Annotated in this window: 12 protein-coding genes; 5 read left to right on the top strand and 7 right to left on the bottom strand. The window is 43.3% G+C overall.

What is annotated here, in order from left to right; all coding sequences use genetic code 11:
- Positions 1 to 35: 35 nt before the first annotated feature.
- From OZ660_RS01050 to OZ660_RS01060, 3 genes are all read right to left on the bottom strand, one after another.
- Positions 36 to 710 carry a helix-turn-helix transcriptional regulator gene (locus tag OZ660_RS01050; RefSeq protein ID WP_274742269.1) on the bottom strand — a complete coding sequence of 225 codons (675 nt, stop codon included), beginning with the start codon at positions 708 to 710 and terminating at the stop codon, positions 36 to 38.
- A gap of 31 nt (positions 711 to 741) precedes the next feature.
- Positions 742 to 930 carry a hypothetical protein gene (locus OZ660_RS01055; protein ID WP_202263208.1) on the bottom strand — a complete coding sequence of 63 codons (189 nt, stop codon included), beginning with the start codon at positions 928 to 930 and terminating at the stop codon, positions 742 to 744.
- Positions 931 to 1,296: 366 nt separating this feature from the next.
- On the bottom strand, positions 1,297 to 3,453 hold the full coding sequence (locus tag OZ660_RS01060) for a winged helix-turn-helix domain-containing protein (RefSeq protein ID WP_274742270.1): 2,157 nt from the start codon (positions 3,451 to 3,453) through the stop codon (positions 1,297 to 1,299).
- 333 nt (positions 3,454 to 3,786) lie between these two features.
- On the opposite strand from OZ660_RS01060, the gene OZ660_RS01065 reads away from it, so the two are divergent.
- Positions 3,787 to 5,286, top strand: coding sequence for an Hsp70 family protein (locus OZ660_RS01065; RefSeq protein WP_274742271.1), 1,500 nt, complete (start codon positions 3,787 to 3,789; stop codon positions 5,284 to 5,286).
- 65 nt (positions 5,287 to 5,351) lie between these two features.
- Here the strand turns inward: OZ660_RS01065 and OZ660_RS01070 are convergent, their stop codons facing one another.
- On the bottom strand, positions 5,352 to 5,519 hold the full coding sequence (locus OZ660_RS01070; RefSeq protein WP_202263210.1) for a hypothetical protein: 168 nt from the start codon (positions 5,517 to 5,519) through the stop codon (positions 5,352 to 5,354).
- Between the two features lie 158 nt (positions 5,520 to 5,677).
- On the bottom strand, positions 5,678 to 8,500 hold the full coding sequence (gene uvrA, locus OZ660_RS01075) for an excinuclease ABC subunit UvrA (protein ID WP_274742272.1): 2,823 nt from the start codon (positions 8,498 to 8,500) through the stop codon (positions 5,678 to 5,680).
- 240 nt (positions 8,501 to 8,740) lie between these two features.
- Between uvrA and OZ660_RS01080 the strand changes: the two genes are divergently transcribed.
- The gene (locus OZ660_RS01080) at positions 8,741 to 10,096 is read left to right on the top strand and encodes an MFS transporter (protein WP_274742273.1); all 1,356 of its coding nucleotides are present in this window, start codon (positions 8,741 to 8,743) and stop codon (positions 10,094 to 10,096) included.
- Positions 10,097 to 10,127: 31 nt separating this feature from the next.
- Positions 10,128 to 10,712, top strand: coding sequence for an HAD family hydrolase (locus OZ660_RS01085; RefSeq protein WP_274742274.1), 585 nt, complete (start codon positions 10,128 to 10,130; stop codon positions 10,710 to 10,712).
- Positions 10,713 to 10,716: 4 nt separating this feature from the next.
- Here OZ660_RS01085 and OZ660_RS01090 read toward each other — a convergent pair whose 3' ends face one another.
- Complete coding sequence (locus OZ660_RS01090; RefSeq protein WP_274742275.1) at positions 10,717 to 11,325, bottom strand: hypothetical protein; 609 nt, start codon at positions 11,323 to 11,325, stop codon at positions 10,717 to 10,719.
- 270 nt (positions 11,326 to 11,595) lie between these two features.
- Between OZ660_RS01090 and OZ660_RS01095 the strand changes: the two genes are divergently transcribed.
- A complete protein-coding gene (locus OZ660_RS01095; protein ID WP_202263215.1) occupies positions 11,596 to 12,456 on the top strand; it encodes an alpha/beta fold hydrolase in 861 nt (286 codons plus the stop codon).
- Positions 12,457 to 12,818: 362 nt separating this feature from the next.
- On the opposite strand, the gene OZ660_RS01100 is transcribed toward OZ660_RS01095, so the two are convergent.
- Positions 12,819 to 13,820 (bottom strand): LacI family DNA-binding transcriptional regulator, encoded by a 1,002-nt coding sequence (locus OZ660_RS01100; RefSeq protein ID WP_159627209.1) that lies wholly within the window; start codon positions 13,818 to 13,820, stop codon positions 12,819 to 12,821.
- 295 nt (positions 13,821 to 14,115) lie between these two features.
- Here OZ660_RS01100 and OZ660_RS01105 point away from each other — a divergent pair, with 295 nt between their 5' ends.
- Positions 14,116 to 15,141, top strand: coding sequence for an aldose epimerase family protein (locus OZ660_RS01105; protein ID WP_274742276.1), 1,026 nt, complete (start codon positions 14,116 to 14,118; stop codon positions 15,139 to 15,141).
- Positions 15,142 to 15,145: the final 4 nt, after the last annotated feature.

Consider the following 15,145-nt stretch of genomic DNA (forward strand, 5'->3'; position numbering starts at 1 on the left):
TTTCAATCACCTTCTGTTGTGTAGTGAATCAAGGGCTATAGCACTAAATGTCCCTTCAACAGGCACTTCGCAATGGCCTGTTGTCTGTTAGTGCTCCCCGTTTTCTGAATGTAATTCGAAATATGAAAATTAGCGGTGCGCTCAGAAATATTGAGAATTTGGCTTATTTCCCACGACGTCTTACCTTCTGACGCCCACCGTATGCATTCGAGTTCTCGTTTGGTAATGTGTACTTGGTCCTCTTTCCATGCACAGTCATAGGCCGCGTATAAATAGGGAACGATAATGGACCAAAACCAGCCAAGTTTTTCAGAAATTCGCGTTACTGGATTGCTCCCACGTTTGGATATTCCTAAAACGAAATATCCAAAATCATTACCAGCACCGTGAAAAGGTAAAAGCAAAATTCCTGATAATTCATCGTCAACTAAAATTGAATTTTCTATCTCTTCTCTAAAAATAAATTCAATTTCAGTTAACTTTCTATAAGAAAATTTATTAGGAAAATTAGAGAGTATTTTTTCTAATTTATCACTTGGTAAATCACCAATTATTTTCTTATTTACACAAGTGGCTGTTTCATTTTCTTGAATTATTATTCCCGCCCAACAATAGGCCTCCAAAGAGGTTATTCCTTTGAAAAAACTAATGAGTTGGGGCTTGGTTTTTACTTTTTTAATTTCATCTATCAGAAATTTAATTTTTTTCATTTTAATCACCCACATCGTAGTTCGTGAAAAATTAGTCTCTTCTACATAGCTTAGGTACCATGATGCAAATAGTCGCTGGGTCAGACGTTGTAGTACCATCTTGGTCGGTAACGCTCACTTCATATGTTGTGCTTTCTTTCGCGTTAACTGTGCTAACAAGTGAAAGAGTAAGTAGTGCTGCTGTGAAAACTGTTTTTACGTTAATGCGTGAAGTAGTCATGTTGTATTCCTCAGTAGAGTTGTTTTGTTTGGTTCGAGTTCATACTGGTCAACAATGGCTGTTTATGGAATAACCATGGCAATACTGTTTCATGATTTTTATAAAACCTTATGTGTAACCAAGCTATTTTTTGATGGTCACAGTTTGGTTACATTTGTAAGTAGTTGAATGTTAAGTTTTATTTTGTTGTTATTTGAGTGGGTGAGAAAATGGGAGAGCCAAAAATAATTAGGGGAATTAACAGAAAAAACGCTTTTTAAAGAGAATAAAAGTGGAGTAGGTGTGCAGGTTTCATCGCTTTGACATCATGGTTACAGAATGTTTTACAGTTCGATATGCAATGTCACCATTAAAAAGCGTTTTCACTTAATGCTTTGGATTAACAGAGGAGAGCGCAGCTGCGTCAACCAATAGAATTTCAGCTTCCGAGTACGGCCAGCTTTTGAGGATTGCTTTGTTTCTTCTTTCGTCAATATCGAAAGATGCGCTAATAGAAGACGCATTGAAGGTTTTTTCGCTAATACGTTCGCCATTATGGTCGAGAACATTAAAATGTGCATCTCGTCCATCAAAGTCGCTAAAGTAAATATATCGGTTATCAGCATACCAATTCGTATTTTCTGCCGAGGGTAGTGAAAAGGGCAATGCTTTAATTGTTTTACTTTTATGATCAAAAACACTTAGTTCATAATTTTCATTTAAAAGAAATACTTTATCTTTAACTTGCCTAGCTGCTCTAAAATCTGAAAATAAATCTACCGTTTTTTGATTATCTAATTGGTATTCTTTTATTTTCCAGATGCCTTGTTCTTTCACACCATAAATTACGCCATCACCGTTGGCATTAAACACACCATCATGTGCGATCATATGGCCACCGGTAGTGATGTATTTCACATTATTGGTGTCTACTTCCAAAAGTGCTAGAAGACCATCGAGGGTCAGAAGAATGAAATCGTTTTGAGGGGCTACATCAAGCAAACTAAGATTCATAGTTGTCTGCAACAATGATACTTGCTCTTTCCCTTCTCTTCTTACAAGCTCAGAACGAGCGCCGTCTTTAACAACGTAAAGCAACTCACCAGATTGACCCAAATAACGAACCTCATCCACGGAGTCGCCTGGTGTTGCGATGATTTTTTGTGTGGCGGTGTCAAATGAAGGAAGACTAACTTCAATGAAATACGAGTCAGACAAAGAATTGCGAACCACCATATATTCGTCACGACTTAAAGGTTCAATGTCGATGGTATTGCTATCTTTATTAAGGGCGATAGACGTTTGTGCAGCACCCTCAATCTCAACTTTTACGATTTCTGTGCTATCAAGTAGCATAATTTCTTCATTATTGAGCCAGGTGACTTCGTATAAGCCGCTGCTGTGAAAAAATCGTTTAACGATGGCTCTATTGCGTGTATTGAACAGTGAAAGTACGTGCTCTTCCAAGCCGCTCATTGACGTAGTCACAAGCAAGTAATCGCCATTAGGCGAAACATCTACGCGGTAATCGTTTGAATTCGTATCGTGAGCAAATGTAATTGCCTCAATATTTCCAGAGGTGTAGTCGAGATAATAAACTTGTCCCGTCCCTTGTGCATCCTTCACTGCGGCAAAGTACAAACCACTGCCATCGTGGGACTCATCAAAATCGGAAACAATACTGAAGCCTTCTACTAATGTTGTGGTTTCAGCATCGTTGCTAATGTTTTTACTGAGTATTTTGGATCCGCCCAAAGACAGATCAATAAAAATAATATTTTGCTGGTCGCGAGAAAATTTCACTTCAGTAACATTATTGGCATTTTGTGTTAATTGTCGGATGTTCTGGTTTTCTAAGTTTGCATGAAACAGTTGAAAGCCTTGCTCGCCAATGAGTTTGCCTGCAAATACGATTTCACTTGCGTCGTCGTTAGCACTTGCGCTTATCTTCTCTCCCGAGAAGTTAATCAGTTTTGTTTGGCTTGGCACTGCTGTTTGCAGCGAATAGAATAAAATGGCACCCAATAGCAACATGGCAATAACCAGTGCCGAAGAGGGAATCCGGCCAGCGTGACGAAAAACCGTTAAAAACGAGCGTGCACGCGATGTAATTCCAGCGTGTAGCACACTGGCTGTATTACCGTTTGGACTGTGAGTTTGCGCATGATGTGAAACGGTACAATCTAGCTTGTACCCCCGCTTATGCATCGACTTAATTAGTGAGTGGTTATCCGTTTCGCCAAGCAGTGTACGCAATTTGCTAATTGCTCGCCTGACAGCGGCATCACTTACAACACGGTCGGCCCACACCTTTTCGTGCAGTTCATTGATTAATACGTATCTATCGGCGTTTCGGCATAAAAACACCAGTAAATCAAAAACTTTAGGTTCAATTGCGACTTCTTGGTTGTGTTCTAAGAGTAAGTTTCGCTGGGTATCGACAGTAAACTGCTCAAAGCTGAAGGTTTCAGGGGTAGCCGCGTGCTCGACATCAGTTTGCGAACTTTCAGTTCCCTTGCCCTGTACAACTACCGTGTTACTCATGCCAGCTAGCCTAATTGTCTTTAATTTTAATTTTGCTTTGTTTAAACAATACACACTTTTACGGCATTCTCAAAGCGTCTTACACCACGTGATTTGTTTAAAAGTATTAATGAAAGTTTCAATGCTTAAAGGAGAGCAGCGTATTGTGGGTTTATATAACATTCACACAACCTAAGTGGACGTACCTGATAGCCTTGTTTTTACTTCGCCAAAGAGTGCAGTAATTCAACGAATTGGCGATATTCATGGGTAAGTTCATAGGATGGAATGATTTTGTATAGTAGACTTACCCGCTATTTTTAATCATTCAATGCTGGATATGACAACGGAACTATGACTGCGATTGGGATTGACTACGGTACATCAAATTCTGAGGTTGTGTATTTTGATGGTGCATCCCATCAGCACATTAAACTTGACCCGTTAGATAAGAAAGGTAACAAAATCCGTTCTTCGGTATTTATTTATTTTGAGGATGAGTTGCCGCCACCGCCAGACGCGATGGTTGAAGCGAAAGTTGCCCAACTTCAACGCGCAATCAATGATCAGATAGATAAAGCGAAAGACGGTTACTACGCTGCGAAAGATCCCAAAGAACAGGCTATGTATAATGACCGCATAAATTCACTTCGCGGAGATTTGCACAATAAGCCAGCCTTGCAGCGCAAAGCGATTGCTCAATTGATGCATGCCATGTCACTTGATGAAATTCCACTGTTACGCCTTGTTGAGCACGGTAAGTTTGCGTTTGGTGAAGAAGGGTTCAGACGTTTTTTGAAGATGCCAGATAAGGGCAGACTAATCTATTCACCTAAAAACTTTTTAGGTGCTTCGCTAGACGGTGATCAAAAACAAGCCTTTATCGGCATTATCGCCAAGCAACTTGCCTACTTTAAACAGTGTGCAGAGCAGCAGCTGGGTAAGGTAGTCGACAGTGCGGTCATTGGACGACCAGTAAAGTTTCATGGAACGCGTGGCGAAGAAGGCAACGCACAGGCCATTCAAATCATGACCCAGGCTGCAACGAAAGCTGGTTTCTCTGGCGTTAATTTTCTGGATGAGCCTATTGCGGCAGCGTATAAAATTGAGCAAACACTACCTAAAGATACTACCACCCTTATTGTGGATATTGGCGGTGGTACTACCGATATCTGTTGTATTAAGCTTTCTCCAGAACGCACTAACCAACTAGACAGAAAAGATGATGTTTTGTCGGTAACAGGACGTCGTCTGGGGGGAATGGATTGCGATAAGAGCTTAGTGTTAAAAGCTATTGCGCCAGAAATGGGAATGGGCCTTAAAATGATAAATGGCCTGCCTGTACCACCAACATACTTTTCGGATATGTGTGCTGTCGACAACATTCCTGCGCTAACGCGATTTTTCTCTGATGATTATGGTTTAGATATTTCGCAAACTATGTCGGTGATAAAAGAGCCAGCGCAATTAGAAAGACTGTTGATTGTGCAGGAAAACAAGCTATCTGCGCGTGTGGTTAACTCGGCTCGCTTGGCAAAGGAATTGTTGTCGAGTAAGCAAAATATTACGTTACCACTACACTACATCGAAGAAGACTTTGATGTAGAGATAACACAAGATGCACTTAAAAAAGCACTTAAACCTTGGCTCGATAAAGTAAAAGCATTAGTGGTGGAGTGTTTAGAAAACAGTGTCGAAAAGCCAGAAGTTGTCATGATCACAGGCGGTATGAGTTTGTCGCCAATTGTCGTTGATGCCCTATATGAAAACTTACTGACGGGGTTACCGCGATTAGAAAATGATGCATTTAATTCGGTATGTGAAGGACTAGCTATTCAGGCTGCTAAGCACTGAAGCGAAGCGTAGAAAGGATAAAAACGAAAAAGCGTTAGTTACATCACTAACGCTTTTTTTGTTGCTTAATGCTGAAGAATATTGTGCTGCTTCAAATAAACAGCAATAGCTTCTGGTGACTCAAAGGCTTTCAGTAACATTTCTTGGGCACGTGCTTTTACATCGTTGTCTTCAGAAGATGAGAGTAGGTGATACCAAGTCTTCACTAAGGCTAATGGCGGCGTTTGGTTCATGCGTTGTTGCTCCAGCAATTCTTACTGCAATAAATTCCACGAATCATCGTATCTCATGATTCACCAAAACAAGCTCTGACCAGCGTTATATTTATCAATTTATGCGACAAAATGACTGCGTTTGGCCATTTTGTCGCCGTAACATGCTGATCTGCTTGTTAGAGCATGGGTTTTAAGAAGCGTCCTGTATGTGAAACGTCTTGCTCTGCCACATGCTCAGGTGTTCCTTCTGCAATAATCTGGCCACCTCCGGATCCTCCCTCTGGACCAAGGTCGACAATCCAATCTGCGGTTTTGATAACGTCAAGGTTATGCTCAATAACCACAACGGTATTGCCGTGATCACGCAGCCTGTGAAGCACTGCTAATAATTGCTTAATATCGTGGAAGTGCAACCCTGTTGTAGGCTCATCGAGAATGTATAGGGTTTGGCCAGTGTCTCTTTTTGACAACTCTTTTGCCAATTTTACACGCTGTGCTTCACCACCTGACAAAGTAGTTGCAGCTTGTCCCAATCTAATATACGACAAACCCACGTCCATGAGCGTTTGCAATTTTCTTGAGATTGCGGGTATCGCATCAAAGAAATGACGTGCATCTTCCACCGTCATCTCAAGAACCTCGTGAATATTCTTGTCTTTGTACTTAATTTCCAACGTTTCACGATTGTAGCGCTTACCCTGACAGACATCACAAGGCACATACACATCAGGCAAGAAGTGCATTTCTACTTTTATGACACCATCACCCTGACATGCTTCACAGCGGCCACCTTTCACGTTAAAGCTAAACCTTCCTGGTTTATAACCGCGAGAGCGAGATTCTTGTGTACCTGCAAACATTTCGCGTATAGGTGTAAAGATACCTGCGTAGGTTGCTGGGTTAGAACGCGGTGTTCGGCCAATGGGACTTTGATCGATATCGACCACTTTATCAAGGTGTTCAAGACCGGTCATTGAAACGTGTGGTGCGGGCTCTGAAGTCGTCGCCTTATTTAACTCACGTTGCGCAATTTTATAAAAGGTGTCATTGATAAGGGTTGACTTACCTGACCCCGATACACCAGTCACACAGGTCATCACACCGGTAGGAATACGCAAATCAACCGACTTCAAGTTGTTGCCAGTTGCCCCTTTTAGCTCTAGCCAGATGTCGTCTTTAACCTGATTTCTAGTTGCAGGGACTTCAATTTTCTCTCTGCCAGACAAGTATTTTCCGGTAAGTGAATGTTCACTATTCTTAATGTCTTCCAGCGAGCCTTCTGCAATAATTTGCCCACCATGTACACCTGCTCCTGGGCCGATATCAACGATATAGTCGGCTTCGCGTATGGCATCTTCATCGTGTTCTACGACCAGTACTGTATTACCTAAGTCGCGCAGGTGCGTGAGCGTCCCAAGAAGTCGCTCGTTGTCACGCTGATGTAGACCGATTGAAGGCTCATCTAGCACGTACATGACGCCAACAAGACCCGCACCAATTTGGCTTGCTAAGCGAATACGCTGGGCTTCACCGCCTGATAGGGTATCGGCACTACGAGACATTGAAAGGTAATTAAGGCCGACATTGACCAAAAAACGCAAACGGTCGAGAATTTCTTTTAGGATTTTCTCTGCTATTTGCGCCTTTTGACCTTCAAGGCTTAATGATTCAAAAAAACCGAAAGCATCAGCTATCGACATATCAGCGATAGCCGGCAAATTAGTACCTTCGATAAATACATTGCGTGCTTCAACGCGCAAGCGTGTGCCTTCACAGCTATTACATGGCTGTTGACTTAAATACTTAGCTAACTCTTCGCGCACTGAGTTTGACTCAGTCTCACGATATCGACGCTCCATATTGGGAATAATGCCTTCAAACGGATGCTTGCGCTCCATGATGTCGCCGCGCTCATTAATATATTTAAATGAGAGTGACTTTCCCTTTGAGCCATAAAGCACAATGTCTTGATGCTTTTTATCTAACTCTTCAAACGGTACAGTTAGGCTAAAGCCGTAATGATCTGCAACAGCTTGCAGCATTTGAAAATAGTAGTAACTGCGCTTGTCCCACCCTCGAATTGCGCCTCCAGATAAACTGAGCTCTTCGTTGCCAACCACTCGCATAGGATCAAAGAACTGTCTTGTACCTAAACCGTCACATGTAGGGCAGGCGCCCGCCGGATTGTTAAACGAGAACAAACGCGGCTCAAGTTCACTCAAGCTGTATCCGCAGTGCGGGCAAGCAAAATTAGCTGAAAACACAATTTCTTCAGCGTCTTTATCATCCATATCGGCAACAACGGCGTTGCCACCTGCAAGACTCAACGCGGTTTCAAATGACTCAGAAAGGCGCAGCGCCATGTCATCACGCACCTTAAAGCGGTCGACAACGACTTCGATGGTGTGCTTTTTGTGTAGGTCGAGTGGTGGTGGATCAGAGAGGTCACACACTTCGCCATCGATGCGCGCTCGAATAAAGCCCTGAGCAGAAAGATTCTGCAAGGTTTTAACGTGCTCCCCCTTACGCTCTTTCACGATAGGAGCAAGTAGCATTAACTTGCTACCCTCTGGCATCGCCAGCACTTTATCTACCATTTGACTAACGGTCTGTGCATCAAGCGGTACATCGTGATCTGGACAGCGAGGAGTACCTACGCGCGCAAACATTAATCGCAGGTAGTCGTAAATTTCTGTAATAGTTCCCACGGTCGAGCGCGGGTTGTGTGATGTTGATTTTTGTTCAATGGATATTGCGGGCGATAGGCCTTCAATATGATCAACATCTGGCTTTTCCATCATGGAAAGGAACTGACGCGCATACGCCGATAAAGACTCAACATATCGGCGCTGGCCTTCTGCGTATAAGGTGTCGAATGCAAGAGACGATTTCCCCGAGCCCGACAGGCCGGTAATCACCACCAGTTTGTCTCGTGGCAGTGTTAAATCGATGTTTTTCAAGTTGTGGGTGCGAGCACCGCGAATTTCGATTTTATCCATTGAAGCCTAAATGAGAGAAAAAGAATCAGTATGCCATAGCTGTCAAGTAAAGTGATATGACAATCAAGTTATACTTCGTAAAGGCGCAGGGGATCACATTCGCCAACCCACTAAGCCAAGTATTAATCCATGTTAAGGTACGTGGGCAGGTGAACAAATTGTGCTACACTTCGCGACCTTAAATTTTCTATTGTAGAGATACTCTACGCGCTATTTCATCTTTTGAGGAACACTGACGCTTTGAACGCTTTGGAATTACGCGCTGCACTTGCGCTCGCTTCGGTCTATGTTTTACGCATGATGGGTTTGTTCATGGTAATGCCAGTTCTTGCAGTGGCGGCAATGGACTACCCAGATTACTCACCATTATTGGTAGGACTAGCGGTTGGTGGCTATGGTTTAACACAAGCTGCATTACAAATTCCCATGGGCATGATGTCAGACAAATGGGGACGAAAGCCCGTTATATTATTGGGTTTATGTGTTTTCGCGATAGGCAGTTTTGTCGCCGCAAGTGCCGATAATATGATAATGATGATAGTGGGTCGTATACTACAAGGCGCGGGCGCAATTGCCGGTGCCATTATGGCGTTGGCTACCGATGTCAGCCGTGAAAGCCAGCGCGCCAAGGTACTTGCCATTATCGGCATTGCCATAGGCTTTTCTTTCTATCTCGCGGTTATTTTAGGCCCACTAATAGCCAACAGTTATGGGTTGGCTGGTGTTTTTGCCATTACGGGGTTGCTAGCGGTGCTTTGTATGCCCCTAGTCAAATGGGTTGTTCCTGATTCAGAGCAACTCAGTAGTGGTGATACGCTGCCACAAAAAGACCAACTAAAACAGCTGTTGTTATCGCCGCAACTATGGCGCTTAAACGTAAGCGTGCTGTTGCTACATATGCTAATTACGCTGTTGTTCGTGCAACTGCCCGTTACGCTACTGCATTTTGATATGACGCTGGAAAGTCATTGGAGTGTCTATCTGCCGGTTCTAGGTATCTCAATTGTGGGTCTTGTGCTGATGATGGGAGCCGCGCGTGGACGCACGCCAAAATCGCTGCTTTTCACTGCGATTGTATTGATGGGAGCGGCGTTCTTCACACTGAGTACGCAGACACACAGTTGGTGGATGGTTACTGCAGCAGTCGTTCTATTTTTTACTGGCTTTAACTATTTGGAAGCAAATTTTCCAGCGTTAGTTTCAAGTATTGCACCGGCAGGAAAAAAGGGGACTGCAATGGGCATTTATGCCAGCTTTCAGTTCTTTGGCGCATTTCTAGGCGGTATTGTTTCGGGCTTTGTAACCGATATATGGACACCTGACATTGCTTATGGCGTTGGCGCAGCATGCACAGTACTTTGGCTCTTCATTATTGCGGGATTGAAAGAAGTGAGCCGGGTGAAACGCGTAATGATGCAAGCATCAAAACCCGATGCAGTACTAGATGAGCGCTCTCAGCAAGTACTTAAGCAAGGGTTAAGCGCAGTTCCTGGCGTACTCGACGTGACATTAAACCACCATAATGGCGCAGTATATTTGAAGGTCGATAGAGACTTTGATGCGCTAAAAGCACGAGAAGTGTTAGACGCAACGTAGCTGGGCTAATTGCCGAAAACAGGGGTGAAGGATGATAGATTTAACGTCTTTTAAAGCCATTATTTTTGATATGGACGGCACTTTGGTTGATTCAATGGCGGCACATATTGAAGCGTGGCAGCGCACTTGTGAGGTGTTTGGATACCCTTTTGACAACGACTATCAGTATAGTCTTGGGGGCGTTCCATCATTGGCAACTGTAGAACTGATGAATGCGCGTTACAACATGTCGCATTCTCCTCTAGCGGTTGCCGAATTTAAAAAAAAGGCCTATGAAGGGCTCAATCACACACCCACCCTTATTCAAGATACTTTAGCAGTATTTAATCACTATAAAACGCGTATGCCGATAGCCGTGGGTACAGGCTCAGATAGACAGCATGCGCAGTGGGTACTTTCAGAGCATGGCATATTGGCGCAACTTGATGCGTTGGTTACTGCCGATGATGTTGCTCATGGTAAACCTCACCCAGAAACGTTTGTAAAAGCTGCAGATTCGATGAATGTTGCGCCACACCAATGCGTAGTGTTTGAAGATACCGATATGGGTAAACAAGCGGCTATCGCTGGCGGTATGACCTGCATTATGGTCAAAAATGGTCGTATAGTACGTTAGCCAGCTAGATTGCGTTTGCGCTTTCTACAACGTCATCGCATTCATGTAACAAAGAAGATTTTACACGACGAGTAGCTTGCGCTATTGCTTCCTTAATCGCTTCTTCAGCAATGTCGTGTTCTTCATTGATTGAGGTACTTGAATGTACTTGCATGCTTTGACCGCGGTAAGAGACACTCGGTGAGTATTCGTCTGCGTAGTGGGGTTTGTATTGCACATCAATGATAACAGTGGCAACTAAGTTGGTGCCTAAAGTTTTCACAAATGCGCGCTCTAACGATACTTTTACACTATTATCAGCATTCGTATGGGGCGTAACATTCATTTCAAGCAGGCTTTGTTCAAGAATTGAATAAAGCGCATCTTTCGATACATTATCATTTCCGACCAATAAGTCTTTGCTTGCCCTTTCATCGGTGAGTTCTGCAAGAAACATCGGGCAGGCTTTGGCTTTTGAAAGACTGGCCTGATGCGCTTCTCGTTGTGAGGCTGGAACGAGCGCTGAGTCTAAGTCAGGCTCAGGTGTTGATACACAAGCAACGAGAAATGAGAGGCTGCAACACACTAACGTACTACGAATAAAACGCTTCGATTGTTTTGTGCTTTTTATCATATTAATTCACTACTTGTTTTGTCTCGTTGCCTGAATCTCGCTTGAAACCAATAAAGTGTTTATCGCGAAGTTTAGTCACAATGAAATAAGCCGTAACGGCAAACTAAATACTTAACTGGCAGTATAAGTAAATAAATCATCATCACAAATACCTGAACTGTTGCAAACTGTTTCAGCCATCGATGTAGAAATTATCAACACTGTGCTACAGTAAACGTAAGTTTCAGATGTGATGCGAACAACAGTTTTTCAACACGGATAGTTTTACTTATGGTTTTACGCAAGCTCATTTTAAGCGCTTTAGTGTGTCTCTTCGTCAGCGGTTGTGCGATCAATGTTTCACCTTCTGCCTTTTTTTATCAAGACTCAGCACAAAAGCCCCTCGATACCACCAAATTGCACGCCGCTATTCAGCAGGATGGTACCTCGGCCGGCATCACCCGTGTTGAGGTTAAAAATACGCAGGGACTGATGTTAAGGGGGGTCGCAGTTTCCTATCCCGACCCAATAGTGAACGTGGTCTTTTTTGCTGACAATAGGATGTCGATAAGCGAGAACAACAGCGTGTTACATCGCATTGGAAAGCTGCCAGCCAACATATTATGGCTCGATTATCAGGGAGTGGGGACAAGCGAGAAAGCGAAAAATCTGAGTATTGATGCGATTAAGCAAGATGCCTTGACGCAATTCGATTACGTAAAAAACACGTTCGATAACAGTCTACCGACTATTGTTCACGGGCGCGGTATTGGAAGTTATTTTGCCAGCTATGTGGCCGCAAATCGTCAAATAGACGGCTTAGTGTTAGATGGTGCGTTTAACAATATATCTGACCTTATTGCCAACATGGTACCTGGGTTTTCTAATTCGTTTACGAGTATGCGTTTACACGATGAAGTGCACAGTATGCAAATTGCGCCGATACTGCGCCACTACGATGGCCCACTGTGGTTGGTTGTAGCCGAGAAAGATAAAATTACGCCTTACCCCATTAGCCAACAGTTATTAGACGTTTCAGCAAGCGACAAAAAGCGCATCTCTATTATTCCTGGTGTTACCCACAGTGCAACCTTGAAATCAGATTTCGCAATCAGCGAATATCGTCGATTTTTGTCCAGTCTTTCTCGCTAAAATGCCTTGTGGATAAGTAGTGGGTAACCTTGTTGGTAAGTCTGTTAATAGCCTTATGCATCAAGCGATCACGATCATAGCAGCCTTATCTGGTCGGATCACGAAATATCAGTAAAATCAAGCGCTGTAGCGAAGTTTGATACGATCACATTGCTTTTTGATCCTAAGTGTTCAAAGGATCGTGGAATTTTGTTGATTGGGGATAAAAATATAAACCGCTACGATCACATGCTAGTTATTGTCAATAGATTTACACTATGAAATTTTTAGAAGTAGCGTGATGATTTATGCAGCATATTTCGATTAACAATGCTGCATATTACACACTTATTAGACGAAGAAGGGGAAAATATGGGCTCGCGCTAGACGCGAACCACAGAGTCCCGTTTAACGACGGTGGGAGTGTATTTAAATGTCAGCCCTTCTTCCGGTTTACTACCTGAAGCGTATTTGAGCGCAAGTTCCGCGGCCTTGGCAGCCATCATTTCAACAGGGTATCGCAACGTCGTGAGTTTGGGTCGACAATATTTGGCTAGTAATACGTCATCATACCCCATCACTGAAACTTGTTCCGGTACTGCAATGCCATGGTCTTGAAGCATAGTCATTGCGCCTGATGCCATAGCATCATTGTAGGCCAATACTGCGGTAAACTTAGCACCTGTAGCAAGTAAGTTCTGCATAGCCAATTCACCACCTTCTTGGTCAGGCGTGGCGTATTCCACCATACTTTCGGGCAATGTCAGGTTGGCTTCTTTAACCGCGTTATGAATGCCTTCTAGTCTGTGATTAGGGTCGTCAATGCGATATTGACTGCTGATCACTGCTAAATGCTGGTGGCCCTGATTAATGGCGTATTCCGCCATAAGTCGTCCGCCTGTAACATTATCCAGCCACACACAGCGATTAGCTATTTGTGGGATGTATCGGTTAATTAGCACAAAACCCGGTACCTGATTGGCAAAATCAATAAGGGTAGCGTCATCCAGTGCTTTACTGTGTACAACCATAGCCTCAACGCGGTGTTCTAGAAGTGTTTCAATTGCTCGCAGCTCTGTTTCCTTTTCAATCGAGCCCGCACTCAACAGTATTTGTACGTTGTTCTTGCGCGTGATTGATTCCACACCATGAGCAAGCATCGCAAAGAAAGGATCGTGCAATTCCGCAATAACTACGCCTAATGACGCACTGCGCTTTGTAACCAAAGCCCTTGCATTGGCATTAGGGCGGTAGCCCATTTCTTCCATTATTTTTTTTACGCGTTGGCGAGTCTCGTCACCTACCTTTGGACCATTATTAATAACCCGGGATACGGTAGCTAATGACACACCTGCAGCTTGGGCTATGTCTTTTATTGTTGCCATTATCTTTTAAACTTCATTTTTGGGGGTAACGTAGTGGGTTAAGTATTAAACCCAATTTTCCATAGCGTACATTATATTTACAAAAAAAGATAAGTTTGCAATCGAATGCATGTCTCGAAAACCGCAAAGTGGTTATACCATACATAAGAATTCGCTAAATCGCTGTAAATAAGTACGGAAAACGTATAACCTCAGCGTAAAGAAATGCGTAAAAACACGTTTATGTTGAGCTTGAAATTAAACGATTGAGACCATCTTTGTTTGGATTATTCCCGTTAAAGGTAAATAGTTTGTTATGAATATAGAGATTTCAAATTTTGGTGAAATAGATGGGGTATTGGTGAAGGAGTTCACCCTAACTAACGCCAATGATATGCAAGTAAAACTGTTGAATTACGGCGGCATAATCAAAGACATCATCTTGACCGACAATGTGGGGAAACGAAAACATTGTGTTCAGTCTTTTGACTCTCTTGATGAATACATTGATGACCCAAGTTACCGCGGTGCCATTGTCGGACGCTACGCAAACCGCATCGGAAACGCGGAGTTTTGGCTAGAGGGGAAACACTACGTACTTGATAAAAACGGTGGCGAGCACAATCTCCACGGCGGTCTTGCAGGTTTTCATAAAAAAGTATGGGAAGCGGCTGTTGATAAAACTGACGAGCGAATAAGTGTATTGCTAACACTCAGTAGCCCTGATGGTGAAGGGGGATTTCCTGGCAACGTTGAAGTAAAGGCATGTTATACGTTAACGAATGACGATATTCTGTCGTTGGAAATCACCGCCACATCAGACAAAGCAACGCCGCTCAGCTTTACACAGCACGCTTATTTTACATTGAGTAATGACAATCACGTGGGCTCAACATTGCTACAGATTGATGCAGATAAAGTCACTGATGCTGATACTACCTTACTACCTACAGGCACGTTTATAGACGTGGCTGGCACGGCGTTCGATTTTAGACGGTTGACGAAGATCCACGAAAGAGCGACTAGCCAAGACCCCATCCCACTATTTCAAATGGTGGGTGGTTACGACCATAATTATGTGCTGCGCAACGCTGAACAAAACGCACCACAAGCTCGCGTTAAAGCGCTAGACACAGGAATTAATATGGCGTTATACACATCGCTGCCTGGATTGCAGTTTTACACAGGAAGCTTACAAACAGAGCAACAACTCGGCGCGTTGTGCTTAGAGCCACAGCATTTTCCTGACGCACCAAACAAACCTCATTTTCCAAGTAGCATTGTTTATCCAGGTCAAGTGGTGCAGATGTCGATGCGCTATGAGTTCTCTGTTGGCGATTAATTCT

The organism is Alteromonas sp. 009811495 (genome assembly GCF_028865455.1).
In the GTDB taxonomy this organism is placed as follows: Bacteria; Pseudomonadota; Gammaproteobacteria; order Enterobacterales; family Alteromonadaceae; genus Alteromonas.

Excerpts from the sequence above, each read along its gene's own strand:
- OZ660_RS01055 (WP_202263208.1), bottom strand. The coding sequence starts at position 930 with ATGACTACTTCACGCATTAACGTAAAAACAGTTTTCACAGCAGCACTA.
- OZ660_RS01050 (WP_274742269.1), bottom strand. The coding sequence starts at position 710 with ATGAAAAAAATTAAATTTCTGATAGATGAAATTAAAAAAGTAAAAACC.
- OZ660_RS01065 (WP_274742271.1), top strand. The coding sequence starts at position 3,787 with ATGACTGCGATTGGGATTGACTACGGTACATCAAATTCTGAGGTTGTG.
- OZ660_RS01095 (WP_202263215.1), top strand. The coding sequence starts at position 11,596 with ATGGTTTTACGCAAGCTCATTTTAAGCGCTTTAGTGTGTCTCTTCGTC.
- OZ660_RS01105 (WP_274742276.1), top strand. The coding sequence starts at position 14,116 with ATGAATATAGAGATTTCAAATTTTGGTGAAATAGATGGGGTATTGGTG.
- OZ660_RS01060 (WP_274742270.1), bottom strand. The coding sequence starts at position 3,453 with ATGAGTAACACGGTAGTTGTACAGGGCAAGGGAACTGAAAGTTCGCAA.
- uvrA (WP_274742272.1), bottom strand. The coding sequence starts at position 8,500 with ATGGATAAAATCGAAATTCGCGGTGCTCGCACCCACAACTTGAAAAAC.
- OZ660_RS01085 (WP_274742274.1), top strand. The coding sequence starts at position 10,128 with ATGATAGATTTAACGTCTTTTAAAGCCATTATTTTTGATATGGACGGC.
- OZ660_RS01100 (WP_159627209.1), bottom strand. The coding sequence starts at position 13,820 with ATGGCAACAATAAAAGACATAGCCCAAGCTGCAGGTGTGTCATTAGCT.
- OZ660_RS01090 (WP_274742275.1), bottom strand. The coding sequence starts at position 11,325 with ATGATAAAAAGCACAAAACAATCGAAGCGTTTTATTCGTAGTACGTTA.
- OZ660_RS01070 (WP_202263210.1), bottom strand. The coding sequence starts at position 5,519 with ATGAACCAAACGCCGCCATTAGCCTTAGTGAAGACTTGGTATCACCTA.